Raw genomic sequence first — 19984 nt, forward strand, 5'->3', positions numbered from 1 at the left:
TCCTGATAAAACACAGAAATAACAAACTATTATCCCAATAAAGAACGACGGCCACGGGACAAAGTGATGTCCTCAAAGACCGGCGTCTGACCAAATTAAGGTGAATGTGAGATGCAAAGGTTAAATCGCCGTGACTTCCCAGGCCGTCAACATCCAGACAAAATTATCCAGTTCGGTGAAGGCAACTTTTTGCGGGCGTTTGTCGACTGGCAAATAGATTTGCTCAATGAACATACCGATCTGGATGCCGGGATCGTGGTCGTTCGCCCGATTGACACCGATTTCCCACCTTCACTGAGCACGCAGGACGGTCTGTACACCACGATCATCAGCGGTCTGAATGAGCAGGGCGAAACCGTGCGCGACACGCGCATCATTCGTTCCGTAAACCGCGAAATCAATATTTACCATCAGTTTGACGAATATCTGGCACTGGCCCGCGATCCGAATATCCGCTTTGTGTTTTCGAACACCACCGAAGCGGGTATCAGTTATGTCGAAAGCGACAGCCTGAACGACGCGCCTCCGGCCAGCTTCCCGGCCAAACTGACCCGTCTGTTGTTCGAACGCTTCACTCACTTCTCCGGTGCCGCTGATAAAGGCTGGGTTTTACTGCCGTGTGAACTGATTGATTATAACGGCGAAGCCTTACAGGAACTGGTGTTGCGCTACGCACAGCAATGGGCATTGCCGGCGGCGTTCACACAGTGGCTGGAAAACAGTAACACCTTCTGCTCGACGCTGGTTGACCGCATTGTGACGGGCTACCCGCGCAGCGAAATCGACAGCCTGCAGGAAGAACTCGGTTATCAGGACAGCTTCTTCGACAGCGCCGAACACTTCTATCTGTTCGTGATCCAGGGGCCAAAAAGCCTGGCGCAGGAACTGCGTCTGGACAAACTGCCGCTGAATATCCGTCTGGTTGACGACATCAAACCGTATAAAGAACGCAAAGTGGCGATCCTCAATGGCGCGCACACGGCGCTGGTGCCGGTGGCCTTCCTGGCAGGTCTGAACACCGTGGGCGAATCAATGAATGATCCGCAAATCAGCCGCTTTGTTGAACTGGCCATCGCCGAAGAAATCTCGCCGGTGCTGGATTTGCCACAGGATGAACTGACGTCCTTCGCGCAGGCGGTGCTCAGCCGTTTCCGTAATCCGTTCATTCAGCATCAGTTGCTGTCGATTGCCCTGAATGGCATGACCAAATACCGCACCCGCATTCTGCCGCAGCTGCTGGCGAGCCAGGCAAAGAATCAGCTTCTGCCTCCGCGCCTGACCTTTGCCCTGGCAGCGTTGCTGGCGTTTTACCGCGGGGAACGTAACGGTGAAATTTATCCTCTGCAGGACGATGCCCACTGGCTGAGCCGTTTCTCCGGTCTGTGGAGCGATGTGCATAACGGCAGCCTGCCGTTAATCGGGCTGGTTGAAACCGTGCTGGCGGATGAAGAACACTGGGGACGTGACCTGAATACCGTGCCGGGTCTGACGGCGAAAGTGACCGAACAATTGCAGGCGATTGAAGATCGCGGCATGCGTGATGCGTTGGCGGCTTATAGCTAAGAGAGCAACTATGCAAAGTATCATTCAAATTCATACCGCTGATAACGTCGCTGTGGCTTTACGCGATATCGGGGCGGGCGAGCAAGTTGAAGCGGGCGGGTATCGTGTTGTTCTGGCTCAGCCTGTGGTCCGTGGTCACAAATTTGCTCTGCGCCCGATAGCGGCCGGGGAAAATATTGTGAAATATGGCCTGCCGATTGGTCATGCGCTGGCGGCGATCGAACCGGGCGTGCATATCCATTCACAAAACGCTAAAACCAATCTCAGCGATCTGGACGAATACCAGTATCAGCCGGATTTCGCCACCGTGCCTGAACAGATGGCTGATCGCGAAGTGCAGATCTACCGTCGTAAAAACGGTCAGGTTGGGATCCGGAACGAGATTTGGCTGATCCCAACAGTCGGCTGCGTGAACGGGATTGCGCGCCAGATCCAGTCACGTTTTCTGAAAGAAACCAATGACGCAGAAGGCACCGACGGCGTTTTCCTGTTCACCCATCCGTTTGGCTGTTCGCAACTGGGCGATGACCACGTGAACACCCGCACCATGCTGCAAAATATGGTGCGCCATCCGAACGCGGGCGCGGTGCTGGTGATTGGTCTGGGTTGTGAAAACAATCAGGTAGACGTCTTCCGTGAAACGCTGGGTGAGGTTGACGAAGATCGCGTGCGCTTTATGACGTTGCAAAAATTCGACGACGAAGTGGAAGCGGGTCTGGAACGTCTGCGTGAACTGTATGCCGTAATGCGTGACGATAAACGCGTTCCCGGTAAACTCAGCGAGCTGAAATTCGGTCTGGAATGTGGCGGTTCTGATGGCTTGTCCGGTATCACCGCGAATCCGCTGCTCGGGCGTTTTTCCGACTATGTGATCGCCAATGGTGGCACTTCGGTGCTGACCGAAGTGCCTGAAATGTTTGGTGCCGAACGTATTCTGATGAGCCGCTGCCGCGATGAAGGCACGTTTGAGAAAACCGTTCACATGGTGAATGATTTCAAACAGTACTTCATCGAACATAATCAGCCGATTTACGAGAACCCCTCCCCGGGCAACAAAGCGGGCGGTATTACCACGCTGGAAGAAAAATCGCTGGGCTGTACGCAGAAAGCAGGGCAAAGCCCGGTGATGGATGTGCTGAAATACGGCGAACGTCTGACGACGCCGGGCCTGAACTTGCTGAGTGCGCCGGGTAACGACGCCGTGGCAACCAGCGCGCTGGCCGGTGCCGGTTGTCATATGGTGCTGTTCAGTACCGGTCGCGGCACGCCTTACGGCGGTTTTGTTCCGACGGTAAAACTGGCGACCAACAGCGAACTGGCGATGAAAAAGCCACACTGGATCGACTTCGATGCAGGTCGCCTGATCCACGATGTCAGCATGGATCAGCTGCTGGGTGAGTTTGTGGATCTGATCGTTGCGATCGCGGATGGCCGTAAAGCCAAAAACGAAATTAACGATTTCCGTGAACTGGCGATCTTTAAAAGCGGTGTCACATTGTAACTCTTCCGGATACTCGTTAGAATGAAACGGCGTTTCAAATATGAAGCGCCGTTTGCTTTTTCTACGCATCCTACGAATGAGATCTCCGAAAAATGACGTATTACTGGTTTGCCCAGTCAGTCGGTGTTCTGGCCTTTGTGGTCGGTATCACGATGTTTTTCAACCGCAGCGACCGTCGCTTTAAACAGCAGCTTTCCGCTTACAGCGCCATTATCGGCGTGCATTTCCTGATGATGGGAGCCGCACCGGCAGGCATGAGCGCCTTGCTGAACTCCCTGCGAACCCTGATTTCCCTGCGTACGCGCAATCAGTGGATCATGGTAATTTTCATCGTGCTGACGCTGGTTCTCGGCCTGAGCCGCGCACATCACTGGGTGGAATTATTGCCGGTCGGCGCAACGGTCGTCAGCACCTGGGCGCTGTTTCGCACCAGCGGGCTGACCACGCGCTGCATCATGTGGTGCTCAACCTGCTGCTGGGTATTCCACAACATCTGGCTTGGTTCGATAGGCGGTTCGCTTATCGAAGGCAGTTTCCTCGTCATGAACGGCTTTAACATTATCCGCTTCCGCCGGTTACAGCTGCGCGGCATCGATCCGTTCGAGGTCGAGAAAAAGATTGTGCAGAAGATGGATGAAAATAAAGCGACGGAGTAGGGATCACTCCGCCGGAAGAGAATTTACTCGTCTAATTTCAGCGGCGGCAATTGAGAAAATATACTCAGCAGGCCTTCGCCCCAGCCTTTGCGGATCATGTCAAAATACGGATGGGTTTCGGTGATCCGGTGCTGCTGCGCAGCACTGAAACTGTGGGTCGGATAGATCATCACATCCAGCGGCAGGCCGACGGAAAGATTGCTGCGCAGCGTAGAGTCCATCGAAATCAGCGCGCATTGCATTGCCTGATCCAGCGGCGTCTCGAAGTTCAGCACGCGATCAATAATCGGTTTTCCGTACTTGCTTTCGCCAATCTGGAAATACGGCGTATCGTGCGTGGCCTCGATGAAATTCCCCTGCGGATAAACATGGAATAACCGCAGACCTTCGCCTTTTATCTGGCCGCCCAGCAGCAAGTTGCAGCTGAAATCCGTGTTTCCGCCCTGGTTCGCACCGCTGTCGCGGGCGATGACTTCGCGAACCGTGTCGCCCAGCAGGCTCGCGGCGTCATACATGGATTTCACGTTGAGCAGGTTTTCCCGCTCATCGTCTACGCAGCGGCGATGCAGCAGGCTGATAATGCTCTGTGTGGTCGCCAGATTTCCGGCGCTCTGGATCACCAGCACGCGCTCATCACTTTGATGAAAAACATGCAGTTTACGGAAAGTGGAAATATGGTCCACTCCGGCGTTGGTGCGTGAATCTGAAACAAACACCAGGCCAGAGGACAAGCGCATGGCCACACAGTAAGTCATAAAAAATTTTCCTCAGGCGTCAGGTTTATTGTGGCACGTCGAGCATCGCAACGGCTGCGACAGTGCGCATATCTTCGCTGCCTCCACCCAGCCGGATACCGCGGACCGGGCACGCATCAAGATAATCTATGCCGATAGCCAGTTTCAAATGCTGATTCGGTTTGCAGGTGTTGTTGGTAACATCAAAGCTCTGCCAGCGATCATCCAGCCAGGCTTCCGCCCAGGCGTGCATGGCAACATGTGTCGAATCTTCTGAGTATAGATATCCGCTGACGTAACGCGCCGGGATCCCCAGACTGCGGCAGCAGGCGAGGAAAACGTGGGTATGATCCTGACATACGCCGGTTTGCGCTGAAAAAGCCTGCGAGGCACTGTCTTTCACCGTGGTGCTGCCGGGGCTGTAAGGCATTTTCAGCAGTAATTCGCCCATCAGATTGCACAGACTTTCATGCTGATCCTGCGGGCGATAATAGCGGCTGGCGAAATCGCGGATCGCGCCGTCGGCCTGTGTCAGCGGGCTGGTGCGCAAAAAAACCAGCGGCGATAAATGCCCGCAATTATCATCTTCTGTGTTGTCTTCAATTTCGACCACGCCGTTGGCTTCGATAGTGATTGCCTGATGCGGCTGATCCAGCGTCAGCACGTGTAATACGTTGCCGTATGCGTCCAGCGTTCGGGTGGCGTACTCCGGCAGCGTCAGATCCCATGAAAGGATCTTCTGATGGCTGGAATCCTGCGGCGTCAGGCGCAGATATTGCGTACTGTGTTTGACCTGCTGCGCATAGGTGTAATGCGTCTGATGACTGACATTCAGTTTCATTATTGTGCCTCCAGATAGGTTTGATGAATGCTCTCAGCGATGGCGTTGGTCTGGCCAAGAAACTGCATTAACCACGGGCTGAGGCCCATTTCGACTATCTCGTCCATTTCGGTGAAGCGGAGCTGAGCGTGAAGGGTATGAATGCGGCGACGCGGCAAATTTCCCGCTGACCCGCCGATTTCCTCCAGCTGTTCGGCGATAATTTCTACACAGGACAACAGGGATCGCGGCAGTTCGCGGCGCAGTACCAGCAGTTCGGCAATGCGTTTCTGGCTGAGCTGCTGTTTGTAGAGCGTATGGAATGCTTCGCGGGCACTGACGGCGCGCAATAAGGTGTCCATCCGGTAGTATTCGCGCACAGGATCCTCATCGGCATTGAGCAGCTGATTTTTGGCGTCCAGCAGCCTTGCGGTGCTGTCAGCCCGCTCAAGCATGGTGCCCAGGCGGATGAAATTCAGGGCATCGCTGCGCAGCAAAGTGCCAAACATCGCGCCACGGAACAGATGTGAGCGCTCCTTAACCCAGTCGAAGAAGGAATCCGCGCCCGCCGATCCGACGCCCTGACGTCGGATCAGTTTCATCTCAATCCAGGTGGCATTGATGCTTTCCCAGACTTCAGAAGACAGACTACCGCGCACCGCGTGCGCATTGTTCCAGGCCATTTGCAGACAGCTGAAAATGCTGCTGTGGTTGAAACTGTCCAGCGCGAAAAAGTTGAGCAGATTGCCCATTGTTTCCTGCGGATAGTGTTCATTGAATAATGTGCGGGTGCCGGTCATGGTCAGGGGGACCAGCAGATCGTTATTTTCGTCGCGGGCGCTGACGTCACGGATCGACATCATCGACAGCTTATTGGTCACGTCCAGCAGGCGTGCGATATTCTCGGCGCGTTCCAGATAACGCGCCATCCAGTAAAGTTCGCTGGCTGTTCTGCTTAGCATGCGTCACCCTCCGTCGGATCTTCCGACTCTTCTTCCAGCACCCAGGTATCTTTGGTGCCACCGCCCTGAGATGAATTTACCACCAGCGAGCCTTCCGCCAGCGCAACGCGGGTTAAGCCGCCAGGCACCAGACGGATTTCAGCGCCGGTCAGGGCGAAAGGCCGCAAATCGATATGCCGCGGGGCCAGCCCGTTCTCCACAAACGTCGGGCAGGTTGAGAGCGCCAGCGTTTCCTGCGCGATATAGTTTTCGGGCCGCGTTTTCAGCAACTGGCGGAAGCGTTCGATTTCAGCCTTGCTGGCGGTCGGGCCAATCAGCATGCCGTAACCGCCTGCACCATGAACCTCTTTCACCACCATTTTTTCCAGATTCGCCAGCACGAAAGACAGGTCACTCTCTTTGCGGCATTGCCAGGTCGGGACGTTATTAAGGATCGGATCTTCGGCCAGATAGTAGCGGATCATTTCCGGCACATACGGGTAGATCGATTTGTCATCGGCGACGCCGGTGCCAATTGCGTTCGCCAGCACCACGCCACCGGCGCGATAAACCGACAGCAGGCCGGGCACGCCGAGCATTGAATCCGCGCGGAACGCCAGAGGATCGAGGAATGCGTCGTCGATACGGCGGTAGATCACATCGATTTTGCACGGGCCCGCAGTTGTACGCATAAACACCGCGCCGTCCTTCACGAATAAATCGACGCTTTCCACCAGTTCCACGCCCATTTGCTGCGCAAGGAAACTGTGCTCGAAGTACGCGCTGTTGAACCTGCCGGGTGTCAGAACCACGACGGTCGGATCGTTAACCGGTGTGCTTTCACGCAGCGTTTGCAGCAGATGGGAAGGGTAGCGAGAAACCGGCGCAATGCGCTGTTCTGCGAAAAGTTCCGGGTATAACCGCATCATCATTTTGCGGTTTTCCATCATGTAAGAAACGCCGGACGGTGTGCGCAGGTTATCTTCAAGCACGTAATATTCGCCGTCGCCACCCCGCACCATATCGGTTCCGGCGATGTGCGCGTACGTATCCCGGTGAAGATCGATGCCCTGCATACAAGGCTGATACTGATCGTTTGCCAGAACCTGTTCGGCCGGAACGATCCCTGCTTTCAGTATTTTTTGATCGTGATAGATGTCGTGCAGAAAAGCATTCAGCGCCTGAACGCGCTGACGAATGCCGCGATCGAGCATTTGCCATTCGCTGGCCGGGATGATCCGCGGAACGCTGTCGAACGGGATTAATCGTTCTGCGCCATCATCTTCACCGTAAACGTTAAAGGTAATTCCCACCCGATGGAATAACAGCGCGGCTTCCTCTTTTTTGCGCTGAACCGCCTGTTGATCGGCTTGCTGCAACCATTGCCAGTAGGCCTGATAATGGCTGCGGTGCGTCCCGTCAGCCATTAACATCTCATCAAAAAAGGGTGAATCGGAAAGGTCAATCTTGATCATCATCACCTCACAAACTGGACAGGCCGCAATTGAATCGTTCAATAACAATGAAGATCAGGCATAAAGTGTGCCAGCGTGCAAAACGGGCTGAAAATCAGGGGAAATAAGGGGGGACTGCTTAATTATAGAGCGTTAAAGGGTTTCTTTGCCTGAAAATAGGGCAAAAAAAACCAGCCCGCAGGCTGGTCTGGTGCATCGGGGACGCGGATTAACGGCGGACGGCGATGGCTTCGATTTCGATTTTCACGTCTTTAGGCAGGCGGGCAACTTCAACGCATGAACGGGCCGGGAAAGGCGCTTTGTGCTCGGTGAAGAAAGCTTCGTACGTGGCGTTAACGGTGGCGAAGTCGTTCAGATCTTTCACGAAAACGGTAGTTTTCACGATGTCTGACACTTTCAGGCCAGCGGCTTCAACGATAGCCTGGACGTTTTCCAGAGACTGACGCGCCTGAGCGGCGATGTCGTCGGCCACGGCACCGGTTTTAGGATCAACAGGGATCTGGCCTGAAGTGATGATCATACTGCCCAGATCCACGCCCTGAACATAAGGACCGATTGCGGCGGGTGCGTTTTCAGTACTGATTTCGCGGGACATAATGTCTCCTGATTTTGGGTTATGGGTAAAAATCCGGTCGTCAGTATACCTGCTCAGTCGTTGTTGAGCACAACCTGATGTTCGAACTCTTTCTCACAGTATTTGCATTTCAGGTGAACGCCATCTGCGCGCTGTTTCACCGCAAAGCTGGAATCCACCGGTTCAAAGCGGCTGATGCAGTTGCCGTTCGGGCAGCGTAAAACCCCGATAATACGGTCCGGCAACGTCGGCATCAGCTTCTTCACAACTTCATAATTATCAATGCGGTTCACCGTAGCGCGCGGGGCATAGACCGCCAGCTGATTAACCTGTTCGTCGGTCAGAAAGGTGTTTTCAATTTTGATAATATCTTTGCGGCCAAGCTCGCCGGAAGGCAAATTCAGGCCGACGGTAACGCGTTGTTCTGTCTGCGTAAATTTAAATAACGACAGCAATTTAAAGCCGACCTGCGCCGGAATATGGTCGATTACCGTGCCGCATTTAATGGCTTCAACCTGAAGTTTATTGTCGTGAGTCATGATCGTTTTCTCCTCAAGCTGACTGTGCAATATCTGCGTTAAGAACCAGCGCCAGTAAAGCCTGACGCGCAAAAATCCCGTTACCGGCCTGCTGGAAATACCAGGCGTATGGCGTTTTATCGACATCCGGCGTGATTTCGTCGATGCGTGGCAGCGGGTGCAGGACTTTCAGGTGCGGCTGAGCGCCGTTCAGATCCGCCGCGCGCAGGACAAACTGGGCTTTGACGTTGGCATATTCAGACGGGTCCAGACGCTCTTTCTGTACGCGGGTCATGTACAGAATGTCGATTTCCGGCACGACTTCATCGATGCTGCTGTGCAGGCTATATTCGATGCCTTTCTCTTCCAGCAGCGCCAGAATATAGCCCGGCATGGCGAGTGCATCTGGGGCGATAAAGTAGAAGCGGTTGCCGTTAAATTTCGCCAGCGCCTGCGCCAGAGAGTGAACGGTACGGCCATATTTCAGGTCGCCGACCATCGCGATTTTGATGTTATCAAGACGTCCCTGCGTTTCCTGAATGGTGAACAAATCCAGCAAGGTTTGCGTCGGGTGCTGGTTCGCGCCGTCACCGGCGTTGAGAACCGGAATGCCGCCGGAAAATTCTGTCGCCAGACGCGCCGCGCCTTCCTGCGGATGGCGCATCACGATGGCATCCACGTAAGTGCTGATCACCGAAATGGTATCGGCCAGCGTCTCGCCTTTTTTGCCGAGCGACGTATTGCTGCTGTCAGAGAAACCGACGACGGAAGCCCCGAGACGATGCATGGACGTCTCAAACGACAGGCGCGTACGGGTTGAGGCTTCGAAGAAACAACTGGCGATCACTTTGTGTTTCAACAATTCCGGTTGCGGATCCGCTTTCAGGCTGGCCGCGGTGTCGAGCACCAGCTCCAGCTCCTCGCGGCTGAGATCGTTGATAGAAATGATGTCTTTTTGATATAGCGGGTTAGCCATAGTCATTCTCCTGTTTCTTTGTTCTTAAAAGAAATTCGCTCAAAAACCGATGTTCTTAAATTCCGGACAAAAAAAAGCCCCTCAATGAGGGGCTTTCAGTAAAACGGTAATGCCACGGAAGAACAACGGCAGCGGGCTGCCTGATGGCACGGTGTTTGGTCGATCATCTGAGCACAAAACGTGGCAATTGTTCATAGGTTCTCCCGGCAAATTGTGGCGCATTATACGCGCGTCACCGGCGACATCAAGCGGAAAAATGGACTAAGGCAAACGATTGCTGCTCGGGTTTCCTTTGACCATCAATACCTGCCTGATTAACTGACAAACCTGCCCGATCTCGCGGGTTTCCCTTGGCGCGACGAAGACGGCGGTGCTGGATGCGATGACGCCGAGAACCTCATGCAATCCCTGATGGTCAATGATTTTCCCCACCGCCCGCCCGTAGCCCGACGACACATGCACGATGACAAACTGCGGGTTGTAATCCACGCTGGTCACCATCTCAGTGACCGGGCGCAACGCATCGGGAACGGGCTGATATTGCTCATTCAGCGCGTACATTTTTTTGCCTTTGGCATTCTGGATCTTCACCACCCCCAGCGTTTTCAGCAGCCGCGATACCGTGGACTGGCTGATATTCCGGTATCCCGCACGCTGAAATTCACGGCGCAGCGCTTCCTGTGAAGCAAAACTTTTGCTGGCGATCAGCCGGTGACACAAGATCAACTGCTCGTGTTCTTTTTCAAGTGCAGACAACGTTCTTTTCATGGTCATATTCCCTGATGAATAAAGGACGTCAACATGGCAAAAAAATCATCATCAACGAAGGGTTAAAACAAAGAACCCAGACTCAGCGCTAACATTAGCAACACCAGCAGTATCCCGAGCAAAGGCGCAACCCATTTCAGCCAGCGGACATAGGGCACGCGCGCAATGGCCAGACCGCCCATGACGACCGCTGATGTAGGCGTCACCAGGTTCACAAGACCGGAAGCTGACTGATATGCGGTGACCACCAGTTCGCGGCCGATATGCGCAAAATCGGCCAGCGGGGCCATGATAGGCATGGTCATCACGGCCAGACCCGATGAAGATGGCACCAGAAAAGACAACACAACTTCGAGCAAAAACATCACATTGATGAACACCACATTGGAGAGCCCGGAAACAATGTTTTCGGCGCTGTGCAAAATGGTGTGCGTGATCATGCCGTTATCCATCACGACCACGATACCGCGCGCGATCCCGATGATCAGCGCGACGCCGAGAAGATCGCGTGCGCCGTCAATGAAAGTGGCGGTCAGCTCGGTTTCGCTCATCCGGGCAATTAACCCGACAAAGATGGCGGCGGCAAGAAAGACGGCGGAGATTTCGCCCATCCACCAGCCTTTGACGGAGACGCCATAAATCATCACGACAAAGGCCAGCGCGAAGATCGTTAAAACGATTTTCCGCACGCCGGTAAACGGCAGCAGCTCTTCGCGGGGATCGCCGAGGAAGTGTTCGCGGTTTGATTCCCATTGATCGGCGACGATTGACAGCGACGGGTCCCGACGAACTTTACGGGCGTAGCGCATCACCCATACAACGCATATTAGCCAGCCAACCACCAGAATGACTGCGCGCAGGCCGATGCCACTGGTGAAAGGAATGTCGGCGGCATTGGCGGCGATCACGGTTGCAAAGGGATTAATGGTGGAACCGAGGGTTCCGATACCTGCGCCGAGGAGAACTGTCGCGGCGGCTACCAGCGGGTCGAAGCGGGCGGCCATCATGACCGGCACCAGCAGGGTGTAAAATGGCAGGGATTCCTCGGCCATGCCATAAATGGTGCCCCCGGCGGCAAACAGCGCCATCAGGATCGGGATCATCCATTCTTCTTTGCCGCGCAGGCGATGAGTCACCCGTTCAATCCCCGCATCAATGGCACCGGTTTTGGTCACCACGCCGAGAAAACCGCCGATAATGAGGATAAACAACGCCACGTCGATTGCGCCCGCCTGCCCGGTAACGTGGTTATAAAGGCCATCAATGGGGGCAAGAAAGATATCGATAATCCCCTGAGGATTACCGGCAACAGCGTGATAAGTGCCGGAAACCGGGACTTCTTTCCCAAGACCGGCGTTCATCGCCATGTTGTATTCGCCGGCGGGGATAATCCAGGTCAGGCCCGCGACGACGGCGATAAGAATAAAAAGAATGGTGTAGGCGGAAGGAAATTTGAATGTACGCATCAACATAATCCTTAAAAAAGGCGTGAAGACCTCAGTCGGGCTTCACGCAAAAAATTCAGGCATCGCCCAGGGTGGCCACCATGACCGCTTTTATGGTGTGCATACGGTTTTCGGCCTCATCGAACACAATGGAATGCGCCGACTCGAAAACGTCATCCGTTACTTCCAACCCTTTCATTCCATAGGCGATTTCCAGCTCTTTTCCGAGGGTAGTTTCTTCGTTGTGAAACGCGGGCAGGCAGTGCATGAATTTCACATCAGGATTGCCGGTGGCTTTGATGACGGCGGCATTGACCTGATACGGCGTCATCAGGCTGATGCGTTCGGCCCAGGCAGATTTGGCTTCGCCCATCGAAACCCAAACATCGGTGTAGAGGAAATCCACCCCGTTCACGCCTTCATCGACGTGCTCGGTCAGCAAAATGCGGGCACCGGTGGTTCCGGCTATTTTCCGGCACTCACTGACCAGCGCAGCGTCTGGCCAGAAGGATTTCGGTGCGACCAGGCGGATGTCCATGCCCATTTTGGCGGCGCCGACCATCAGCGAATTGCCCATGTTGTTTCGTGCATCGCCCAGATAGGCAAAGCTTAATTCGCTGAGTTGTTTTCCCGGCGCGTGTTCGAGCATGGTCATCAGGTCGGCGAGAATCTGTGTGGGATGAAATTCATCCGTCAGCCCGTTCCAGACCGGGACGCCGGAAAACTCGGCCAGCTCCTCAACAATCCTTTGCGCAAAACCCCGGTATTCAATGCCGTCGTACATCCGGCCCAGCACGCGGGCGGTGTCTTTCATCGACTCTTTATGACCAATCTGGCTGCCGCTCGGGCCGAGATACGTCACTTTTGCTCCCTGATCGAAAGCCGCCACTTCAAACGCACAGCGGGTTCTCGTGGACGTTTTTTCGAAAATCAGCGCGATATTTTTGCCGAGTAAATACTGCTGCTCCCGGCCACTCTTTTTGTATGTTTTCAGGGTAAAGGCGAGATTAATCAATTGCTGGATTTCATCCGGCGTAAAATCCAGAAGTTTGAGAAAATGACGATTTTTTAAGGTGTTACTCATAGTTTTATTCCTTTCATGACGTTATTACGACGCACGGATGGAGGTGCCTCTCAGGCCCGCGAGAATCGCTTCGCCGTCGGTCAGGGCACCGATCCCGGCTAATCCGTGGCAGGCATCGACAAACTGGCAGGCTGCGGCGATTTTTGGGCCCATAGAGCCCGCATCGAAAGTCATTCCGGCCAGGTCGCGTGTGGTGGTCTGTTGAAGCGGACGCTGCGTTGGTTTTCCCCAGTCGAGGTACACCGCATCAGCGTCGGTGAGGATCAGAAGCGCATCGGCGTGCAGTTGCCGGGCGAGCAGGGCGGCCGAGAGATCTTTGTCGATGACCGCTTCCGCGCCTTCCAGTCCTTTAGCGGTTTTGCAGACCGGAACACCGCCGCCGCCATTGCAAATAACCAGATGTCCGTCCTGAAGCAGCGCGTTGATCGCGTCGGTTTCGATAATGCTCAGCGGTTGCGGCGAGGCCACGACGCGGCGGAAATGCTGCCCGTCCGCTTTCATCGCCCAGCCCTTTTCTGCGGCCAGCGCAGCAGACTGTTCGCGGGTGTAAACCGGCCCGATGTATTTGGTCGGATGATTGAAAGCAGGATCCAGCGGGCTGATTTCCACCTGTGTGAGCAGCGTGCAAACGCGGATTTCCGGCAGGCAATTTTTCAATTCCTGTTGCAGGAGATAGCCGATCATTCCCTGCGTCTGGGCGACCAAAATATCCAGCGGATAAGGCGAAACGGCGGTATAAGCACTGTTTTGCAACGCCAGTAATCCGACCTGCGGTCCGTTGCCGTGAACCAGCACAACACGCCATTGCTGACACAATGCGCTGAGTGTTTCTGCCGCCAGCTGAATATTTTTCCGCTGAATGCAGGCTTCCAAAGGTCCGCCGCGACGCAGCAATGCATTGCCGCCCAGTGCGACGACCAGTGTGGGTTTTGTCATGGTATTTTCCCTGGTGTGGTTTTTCAGATGTCGTCGCGTTCCAGCGGGCAACTCATGCAACGAGCGCCGCCACGGCCACGCCCGAGTTCATCTCCGGGAATAGGCAGCACGGTGATCCCGGCCTTATCGTATTTTTCGTTGGTCCACGTATTGCGCTCATAGCCAATCACGACGCCGGGACGTACGGTCAGCACGTTGTTGGCGTCATTCCATTGTTCGCGCTCGGCTTCAAAACTGTCGCCACCGGTGGTGATCAGTTTCACTTCATCCAGCCCAAGCGCTTTTTCAATGGCTTTCAGGAAATGCGGTTCTTCCTGACGACGAAGGCCCCCGCGGCCGTCATCGGTCAGAGTCCAGCACTGCGTGGTGTCACGTACGACTTCGGGATAAACCGAGAAAGTGTCGATATCGATGTGGGTCATGACGGTGTCGAGATGCATACAGGCGCGGTGTTTTGGTAATTCCAACGCGATAACTTTGGTCGCCTGCTGATGTTTAAACAGAGAACGGGCGAGGAACTCAACGCCCTGCGGTGTGGTTCTTTCTGACATCCCGATTAACACTGCGCCGCGACCAATGACCAGGACGTCGCCGCCTTCCAGCGTGGCATGGTCGTAATTGAAATCATCGTCACCGAAATAAGTAATGAATTCGTTATCGCTGAATAATGGATGCCAGCGATATATGGCACGCAGATTATTTGTTTCGCGCTTTCTTGCCGCTTTGGCCATCGGGTTCACGGAAACCCCGTTATATATCCAGCAGGAGGTATCGCGGGTAAATAAATGATTCGGCAGTGGCTTAATAATAAAATCATTCGCCATATGGGTATCAACGACCATATTGTGGATAGTCGAAGGGATCTCGTTATAAGTTAATCCGCCACTCATGAAACGCGCCGTTTGCCGGTGAGGAAGATCGGCCAGCCAGCCACGGATCTCTTCAGCAAATTGCGGCCCCAGACGGTATTCGGAGATCTGCATATTCAGCAGCCAGTCTTTGGCCTCGCGATTATCCAGCGTTTCGGTCAGTAAATCAGTCAGAAGCAGAACTTCAACCCCTTGCTGGCGCAGTGTCTGGCTGAAAACATCATGTTCCTTACCGGCTCTTTCAACGGAAAGTACGTCATCAAATAACAGTTCCTGGCAATTCGAAGGGGTTAAGCGTTGCAAGCTTAAATTAGGCCGGTGCAGCATGACGCTGTGCAGTTGACCTATTTCAGAACCGACATAATGCCTTTTCATATTTATTCCTTTCTTATGAAAAAAGTAATCTGGTTAATATTTCAGGCAAAACGAAACCTTGATGAATAAATGGAGTTATTCAATCTTTTTTCATCTCGTCTGGAACGAAGTGAATAATATTCCGCTGAAGCATTTAAGATGTGATTCCGATCTCATCAGAATGAATGAATACAATGGAGTGATAATTAATTGATGATGCGCATTGTTTATTTTATTAATCAATTATCCGTTATGAATAAATAACGTGTGAAAGGAGTAATTATTTTACCTGTTAGAAAAATGACTGGTTGGGATATAATTTATGCAATCGTAATGCATTGAAATAAAGGGGTTTAAATTATCATACGCATAGGGATTAAATTTGTTTGAATAAAAATCCTAAAAATGGGAAATAATCAAAATAATTATTGTGATTTCAAGCGGTTTTTTATATCCGTCATTTTGTGACCGGCAGAGGAGTTTTTGAAAATATCGTTTCAGACCAGTCACCTGGTCGCGGGTATTTGTGGCTGAAGATGCAATCTATGCACTACGGATGCATAACCATTCTTCTAAGGCTCGCATAAAACCGGGAAAATTAATTTTAGCGAAAAAGGGAAATCTTGATCTGAAAGGTAGCCACCCATACATAAAGAGGATTATTATTTCTGAAACAACGTTTCACTAATGAATCACTCTCACGAGGTTATGATGATCACCGGAAACATCCATCAACTGCATTTAGTGCCTTATCTGCCCGCTGAACTGCGCGAAGCCATTGAGTATGTGAAGAAAAATATCACGGCGGAAACCCCCCTGGGTAAACACGATATCCACGGCAATGACGCGTTTGTTCTGATTTCAAATGATTCAACGGCGCCGCAGGCAGATCGCCGTGCGGAGTTTCATGCCCGTTATCTGGATATCCAGATTGTCCTGAACGGAACGGAGGGAATGACGTTCAGCAATCTTCCTGCGGGGTACATTGATACCGACTGGCTGGAAGATAAAGACATTGCGTTTCTGGCTGCCGGCGAGCAGGAAAAAACCATGATTATGCAGGCCGGTGATTTCGTGGTGTTTTATCCGGGCGAGGTGCATAAACCGCTGTGCGCCGTTGGCGAATCGGCTAACGTGCGCAAAGCGGTCGTCAAAATGGACGTCAATAAGCTGTCTGTTTAATACATTGTCAGTTTAACGCTTTGTTCGTTTGAACAACTTCATCCGCCAGCGACGCAGCCTGCCGAGACGTTCTGGCGCTTTGAGCTTGTGTTTGATCCACACTACCTGCCACGGCTGGAGCCTCATCTGGCCGTTAAACACTTCTCCGCCAATCAGATCTTTGCCTTCCACCGCCAGTTTCAGCATTTGTGAATGATCGCTGATGTTAAACACGCAGGTGATCCGATCTTCGCTCTTTGGATCATAACGTTCCATGGCGAATAACGATTTGCCCAGATCAAACACACGCTGGCCAGCCTGCGGCGAAAATGCCGGATGCGCGCGGCGGTGTTTAATCAGTTCCTCTAAGCCGTAAAACACGCGGGAGCGCAGGCTGTCTTTCTTCTCAAGTTCAGCTTCCAGCGTACCCAGCTCCAGCTTTTTACGGTTGATGCGGCGGTTAATCCCGGACTGATGCATACCGTCGAGATCGTTCTCGCTGCCGAGCAGGCTGTGGATGTAAATGGCCGGTACGCCGATAAACGACAGTAACAATGCCTGCGCCGCCAGGAACTTACGGGCTTTCAGGTCAACATCATCTCCCGGCTCGGTCAGCGCACTCAGGTAATTAATATTCAGCTCGTAAGGCGAATGGGTACCGTCGCCGTTGTCTTTATACGAGACCCGACCTTCTTTGCGCAGCGTTTCCTGCGCCATGTATTTACGTTCATCATCGCTGAGGAAGGTTTCCGTCGGGCGTAGCCCAATGCCGTCGTGACTCGCCAGAAAGTTGAAATACGTGGTGTCCGGGTAGCGCGCTTCCGCGTTCAGGCTTTGTGCCCATTGCGTCAGCGTCGTGGTGTCCTGACGTAAAAATGCATGAAGCGTCAGCGGCGGCAGCGGGAATTGATACACCATATGTGCTTCATCACCTTCACCGAAATAACTGATATTTTCGTGATGCGGCACGTTGGTTTCCGTAATGAGCCGTGTACCGGGGATCACTTCGTCGAGGATCGTGCGCCAGACTTTAATAATGTTGTGCGCCTGCGGCATATGAATGCAGCGTGTGCCCACTTCTTTCCAGATATACCCGATGGCGTCGAGGCGAATAGATTGCCCGCCGCTGGCCGCGTACTGTAACAGTACGTCGATGCTCTCCAGCAGAACCTGCGGATTTTTGAAATTGATATCCACCTGATCTTCGCTGAACGTCGTCCACAGATACAGCTCGGTGCCGTTGGCTTTAATAAAAGGCGTCAGCAGCGGAGAGGCGCGCGGACGCACTACGCGGCTGTAATCCAGCTCGGGATTCGAGGCAATAAAGTAATCTTTGTAATACGGATCGTCGTGCAGATAGCCCTTCATCCATTCGCTGGAGCGTGAGATGTGGTTGATCACGCAGTCAAACATCAGATTGAAATGAGCGGAAAGGTGATGAATGTCGGACCAGCCGCCAAGATGTTCGTCGATCCGGCGATAATCAATAACGCTAAAACCGTCGTCCGAGCTGTAGGGATACATGGGCAGAATGTGGATGTCGCTGACGATCTCGCGCAGATAGGTATTGGCGAAATGGTTTAAGGTTGCCAGCGGCGGTTGGTCGCCATGACGAATGTTGTCGCCGTAGGTGATCAGATAAATATTGGTGCCATCGACCCAACTTGTCGTGCGATGTTTGCCGTAATTCCATTTTTCAGCGAGATGCAGGATTTTTTTCAGCAGGTCAGCAATGTGTTCTCTGGGGTAAATCCGGCTTAAAAGACTTTCCAGCCGCAGGACATACTCGAGATTAACTGAGCTCATAGCGGTTCCTTCTTACAGAATTCTTTTTGTATGAAAAATAACAGCGCTCTGAAAAGGTTAGTTGAAAATACGGGGCGCGGGCAGCGGAAGGGCGATATAGCAGAGGATTCTGGGGGAATAACGCGGCATCACTTTGCCTTGTCGCAAAATGATGCCGGATAAAATCAGGCGTTGCCGAGGGTGGCGACCATCACCGCTTTGATGGTGTGCAGACGGTTTTCAGCCTGATCGAAGACCACGCTGTGGCTTGATTCGAACACTTCGTCGGTAACTTCCATGCCGCCGTGCAGACCGTATTCCTCCGCCATTTGTTTGCCGAGTGTGGTCTGGTCATCGTGAAACGCAGGCAGACAATGCAGGAATTTCACCTTCGGATTGCCGGTCAGCGCCAGCATTGCGCTGTTAACCTGATACGGACGCAGCAGATTAATACGCTCTTTCCAGGCTTCTTTCGGTTCGCCCATCGATACCCAAACGTCCGTATACAGGAAATCAGCATCTTTCACGCCGGTCGCGATATCTTCTGTCAACGTTATGCTGCCGCCATTTTCTTTTGCCAGATGTTCGCAGGTGGCGACCAGTTCGGCTTCCGGCCAGCAGGCGGAAGGTGCAACCAGGCGCAAATCCAGCCCGCACAACGCCGCTGCTTCCAGTAGCGAGTTCCCCATGTTATTACGGGTATCGCCCAGATAGGCCAGACGCATACCTTTCAGCGGTTTACCCGGCAGATGCTCCTGCATAGTGAGCAAATCCGCCAGCAACTGCGTTGGATGGAATTCGTTGGTCAGACCGTTCCAGACGGGGACACCGGCATATTGCGCCAGTATTTCCACTTTATCCTGACCGTAACCACGATACTGAATACCGTCATACATCCGGCCAAGCACGCGGGCAGTGTCTTTCATCGATTCTTTATGACCTATCTGGCTGCCGCTTGGGCCGAGGTAGGTGACTTTTGCCCCCTGATCGTAAGCGGCAACTTCGAAAGAGCATCGGGTACGGGTCGAGTCTTTTTCGAAGATGAGCGCGATGTTTTTGCCTTGCAGGCTGGCCTTCTCGGTGCCGTTTTTCTTAGCGGCTTTTAATTCTGCGGAGAGTTTCAGCAGGGACGAAATCTCTGACGGGGTAAAATCCAGTAACCTGAGAAAATGACGTTTACTCAACAAACTCATGATGTCGCTCCATAGCGCGTTAGCATTTCGGATTGAATTTAAATTCAATTTAACTGTATGAATATGCAATTACAACCCCGAAGCAAAAACTTTGTCGTTTATAGTGGAGGCGCGCCCTGTGGTGTGTGAAAATAGCGGTCAAACGTCACATTGATTGAGGACTGAGATATGGCAAACCGTGAATTGCTGGACGAACAACGTGAAGAGACTCGCTTAATCATCGAAGAGCTGCTGGACGATGGCAGCGATCCTGACGCGCTTTACACCATTGAACATCACTTATCTTCAGAGAAGTTCGAAGTTCTGGAGAAAGCAGCGGTTGAGGCTTTCAAGCTGGGTTACGAAGTTACCGACCCTGAAGAGTTAGAAGTTGAAGACGGTTCTGTGCTGATGTGTTGTGACGTAATCAGCGAAATCGCGCTGAAAGCGGAACTGATCGACGCTCAGGTTGAACAACTGATGAACCTGGCCGAAGCCAACGGCGTCAACTACGACGGCTGGGGCACTTACTTCGAAGGCGATGACGACGAAGAAGGTGAGGAAGGCGAAGACGAAGATTTCGTTGATGAAGATGATGACGGGAAACGTCATTAATTTTTATCGCGAGTAATATAAAAAAACCGGGCAATGC

19 protein-coding genes are annotated in these 19984 nt (G+C 53.0%); 5 read left to right on the plus strand and 14 right to left on the minus strand.

Annotation, left to right across the window (positions count from 1 at the left end; all coding sequences use genetic code 11):
* The first annotated feature begins 111 nt into the window (after window positions 1–111).
* From J1782_RS26180 to J1782_RS26190, 3 genes are all read left to right on the plus strand, one after another.
* Entirely contained in the window at window positions 112–1563 is a 1452-nt protein-coding gene (locus J1782_RS26180; protein ID WP_217154254.1) for a tagaturonate reductase, read from the plus strand.
* A gap of 10 nt (window positions 1564–1573) precedes the next feature.
* Window positions 1574–3064 carry a UxaA family hydrolase gene (locus J1782_RS26185; RefSeq protein WP_152327300.1) on the plus strand — a complete coding sequence of 497 codons (1491 nt, stop codon included), beginning with the start codon at window positions 1574–1576 and terminating at the stop codon, window positions 3062–3064.
* Window positions 3065–3156: 92 nt separating this feature from the next.
* Window positions 3157–3720: a YgjV family protein gene (locus J1782_RS26190; protein ID WP_152327299.1), complete on the plus strand. Its 564-nt coding sequence runs from the start codon at window positions 3157–3159 to the stop codon at window positions 3718–3720.
* Between the two features lie 23 nt (window positions 3721–3743).
* Here the strand turns inward: J1782_RS26190 and J1782_RS26195 are convergent, their stop codons facing one another.
* The 12 genes from J1782_RS26195 to arcA all read right to left on the minus strand — a co-directional run bounded on the left by J1782_RS26195 (window position 3744) and on the right by arcA (window position 15235).
* A complete protein-coding gene (locus J1782_RS26195) occupies window positions 3744–4475 on the minus strand; it encodes a proteasome-type protease (RefSeq protein WP_217154255.1) in 732 nt (243 codons plus the stop codon).
* A 25-nt stretch (window positions 4476–4500) separates the two neighbouring features.
* On the minus strand, window positions 4501–5295 hold the full coding sequence (locus J1782_RS26200) for a transglutaminase family protein (protein WP_165061380.1): 795 nt from the start codon (window positions 5293–5295) through the stop codon (window positions 4501–4503).
* On the minus strand, window positions 5295–6236 hold the full coding sequence (locus tag J1782_RS26205) for an alpha-E domain-containing protein (protein ID WP_152327296.1): 942 nt from the start codon (window positions 6234–6236) through the stop codon (window positions 5295–5297). Before J1782_RS26205 ends, J1782_RS26200 begins: the two co-directional genes overlap by 1 nt.
* Complete coding sequence (locus J1782_RS26210; RefSeq protein WP_152327295.1) at window positions 6230–7690, minus strand: circularly permuted type 2 ATP-grasp protein; 1461 nt, start codon at window positions 7688–7690, stop codon at window positions 6230–6232. The genes J1782_RS26205 and J1782_RS26210 overlap by 7 nt, the downstream gene beginning before the upstream one ends.
* A gap of 208 nt (window positions 7691–7898) precedes the next feature.
* A complete protein-coding gene (ridA, locus tag J1782_RS26215) occupies window positions 7899–8285 on the minus strand; it encodes a 2-iminobutanoate/2-iminopropanoate deaminase (RefSeq protein WP_101075009.1) in 387 nt (128 codons plus the stop codon).
* Between the two features lie 53 nt (window positions 8286–8338).
* Window positions 8339–8803 carry an aspartate carbamoyltransferase regulatory subunit gene (pyrI, locus tag J1782_RS26220; RefSeq protein ID WP_101075010.1) on the minus strand — a complete coding sequence of 155 codons (465 nt, stop codon included), beginning with the start codon at window positions 8801–8803 and terminating at the stop codon, window positions 8339–8341.
* A gap of 13 nt (window positions 8804–8816) precedes the next feature.
* A complete protein-coding gene (gene pyrB, locus J1782_RS26225; protein ID WP_217154256.1) occupies window positions 8817–9758 on the minus strand; it encodes an aspartate carbamoyltransferase in 942 nt (313 codons plus the stop codon).
* Between the two features lie 261 nt (window positions 9759–10019).
* Complete coding sequence (locus J1782_RS26230) at window positions 10020–10526, minus strand: arginine repressor (RefSeq protein ID WP_152327293.1); 507 nt, start codon at window positions 10524–10526, stop codon at window positions 10020–10022.
* 62 nt (window positions 10527–10588) lie between these two features.
* Window positions 10589–11992 carry a YfcC family protein gene (locus tag J1782_RS26235; RefSeq protein ID WP_217154257.1) on the minus strand — a complete coding sequence of 468 codons (1404 nt, stop codon included), beginning with the start codon at window positions 11990–11992 and terminating at the stop codon, window positions 10589–10591.
* Window positions 11993–12047: 55 nt separating this feature from the next.
* Complete coding sequence (argF, locus tag J1782_RS26240) at window positions 12048–13055, minus strand: ornithine carbamoyltransferase (RefSeq protein ID WP_152327291.1); 1008 nt, start codon at window positions 13053–13055, stop codon at window positions 12048–12050.
* Window positions 13056–13079: 24 nt separating this feature from the next.
* The gene (gene arcC, locus J1782_RS26245; RefSeq protein WP_217154258.1) at window positions 13080–13991 is read right to left on the minus strand and encodes a carbamate kinase; all 912 of its coding nucleotides are present in this window, start codon (window positions 13989–13991) and stop codon (window positions 13080–13082) included.
* Between the two features lie 23 nt (window positions 13992–14014).
* Window positions 14015–15235, minus strand: a complete 1221-nt coding sequence (gene arcA, locus J1782_RS26250) for an arginine deiminase (RefSeq protein WP_217154259.1) — start codon at window positions 15233–15235, stop codon at window positions 14015–14017.
* A 690-nt stretch (window positions 15236–15925) separates the two neighbouring features.
* Between arcA and J1782_RS26255 the strand changes: the two genes are divergently transcribed.
* On the plus strand, window positions 15926–16396 hold the full coding sequence (locus J1782_RS26255) for a YhcH/YjgK/YiaL family protein (protein WP_165061614.1): 471 nt from the start codon (window positions 15926–15928) through the stop codon (window positions 16394–16396).
* Window positions 16397–16408: 12 nt separating this feature from the next.
* On the opposite strand, the gene J1782_RS26260 is transcribed toward J1782_RS26255, so the two are convergent.
* A complete protein-coding gene (locus tag J1782_RS26260) occupies window positions 16409–18181 on the minus strand; it encodes an alpha-amylase family glycosyl hydrolase (RefSeq protein ID WP_152327288.1) in 1773 nt (590 codons plus the stop codon).
* Window positions 18182–18345: 164 nt separating this feature from the next.
* Window positions 18346–19353 (minus strand): ornithine carbamoyltransferase, encoded by a 1008-nt coding sequence (gene argF, locus J1782_RS26265; RefSeq protein ID WP_152327287.1) that lies wholly within the window; start codon window positions 19351–19353, stop codon window positions 18346–18348.
* A 168-nt stretch (window positions 19354–19521) separates the two neighbouring features.
* Here argF (J1782_RS26265) and rraB point away from each other — a divergent pair, with 168 nt between their 5' ends.
* Window positions 19522–19947, plus strand: a complete 426-nt coding sequence (rraB, locus tag J1782_RS26270) for a ribonuclease E inhibitor RraB (RefSeq protein ID WP_104924309.1) — start codon at window positions 19522–19524, stop codon at window positions 19945–19947.
* Window positions 19948–19984 lie beyond the last annotated feature (37 nt).

Source organism: Rahnella sp. BCC 1045, from assembly GCF_019049615.1.
Classification (GTDB): Bacteria; Pseudomonadota; Gammaproteobacteria; order Enterobacterales; family Enterobacteriaceae; genus Rahnella; species Rahnella contaminans.

Bases quoted from the DNA above. Each gene is read 5' to 3' on its own strand.
- J1782_RS26180 (WP_217154254.1), top strand. From the start codon at position 112: ATGCAAAGGTTAAATCGCCGTGACTTCCCAGGCCGTCAACATCCAGAC.
- J1782_RS26185 (WP_152327300.1), top strand. From the start codon at position 1,574: ATGCAAAGTATCATTCAAATTCATACCGCTGATAACGTCGCTGTGGCT.
- J1782_RS26190 (WP_152327299.1), top strand. From the start codon at position 3,157: ATGACGTATTACTGGTTTGCCCAGTCAGTCGGTGTTCTGGCCTTTGTG.
- J1782_RS26195 (WP_217154255.1), bottom strand. From the start codon at position 4,475: ATGACTTACTGTGTGGCCATGCGCTTGTCCTCTGGCCTGGTGTTTGTT.
- J1782_RS26200 (WP_165061380.1), bottom strand. From the start codon at position 5,295: ATGAAACTGAATGTCAGTCATCAGACGCATTACACCTATGCGCAGCAG.
- J1782_RS26205 (WP_152327296.1), bottom strand. From the start codon at position 6,236: ATGCTAAGCAGAACAGCCAGCGAACTTTACTGGATGGCGCGTTATCTG.
- J1782_RS26210 (WP_152327295.1), bottom strand. From the start codon at position 7,690: ATGATCAAGATTGACCTTTCCGATTCACCCTTTTTTGATGAGATGTTA.
- ridA (WP_101075009.1), bottom strand. From the start codon at position 8,285: ATGTCCCGCGAAATCAGTACTGAAAACGCACCCGCCGCAATCGGTCCT.
- pyrI (WP_101075010.1), bottom strand. From the start codon at position 8,803: ATGACTCACGACAATAAACTTCAGGTTGAAGCCATTAAATGCGGCACG.
- pyrB (WP_217154256.1), bottom strand. From the start codon at position 9,758: ATGGCTAACCCGCTATATCAAAAAGACATCATTTCTATCAACGATCTC.
- J1782_RS26230 (WP_152327293.1), bottom strand. From the start codon at position 10,526: ATGAAAAGAACGTTGTCTGCACTTGAAAAAGAACACGAGCAGTTGATC.
- J1782_RS26235 (WP_217154257.1), bottom strand. From the start codon at position 11,992: ATGCGTACATTCAAATTTCCTTCCGCCTACACCATTCTTTTTATTCTT.
- argF (WP_152327291.1), bottom strand. From the start codon at position 13,055: ATGAGTAACACCTTAAAAAATCGTCATTTTCTCAAACTTCTGGATTTT.
- arcC (WP_217154258.1), bottom strand. From the start codon at position 13,991: ATGACAAAACCCACACTGGTCGTCGCACTGGGCGGCAATGCATTGCTG.
- arcA (WP_217154259.1), bottom strand. From the start codon at position 15,235: ATGAAAAGGCATTATGTCGGTTCTGAAATAGGTCAACTGCACAGCGTC.
- J1782_RS26255 (WP_165061614.1), top strand. From the start codon at position 15,926: ATGATCACCGGAAACATCCATCAACTGCATTTAGTGCCTTATCTGCCC.
- J1782_RS26260 (WP_152327288.1), bottom strand. From the start codon at position 18,181: ATGAGCTCAGTTAATCTCGAGTATGTCCTGCGGCTGGAAAGTCTTTTA.
- argF (WP_152327287.1), bottom strand. From the start codon at position 19,353: ATGAGTTTGTTGAGTAAACGTCATTTTCTCAGGTTACTGGATTTTACC.
- rraB (WP_104924309.1), top strand. From the start codon at position 19,522: ATGGCAAACCGTGAATTGCTGGACGAACAACGTGAAGAGACTCGCTTA.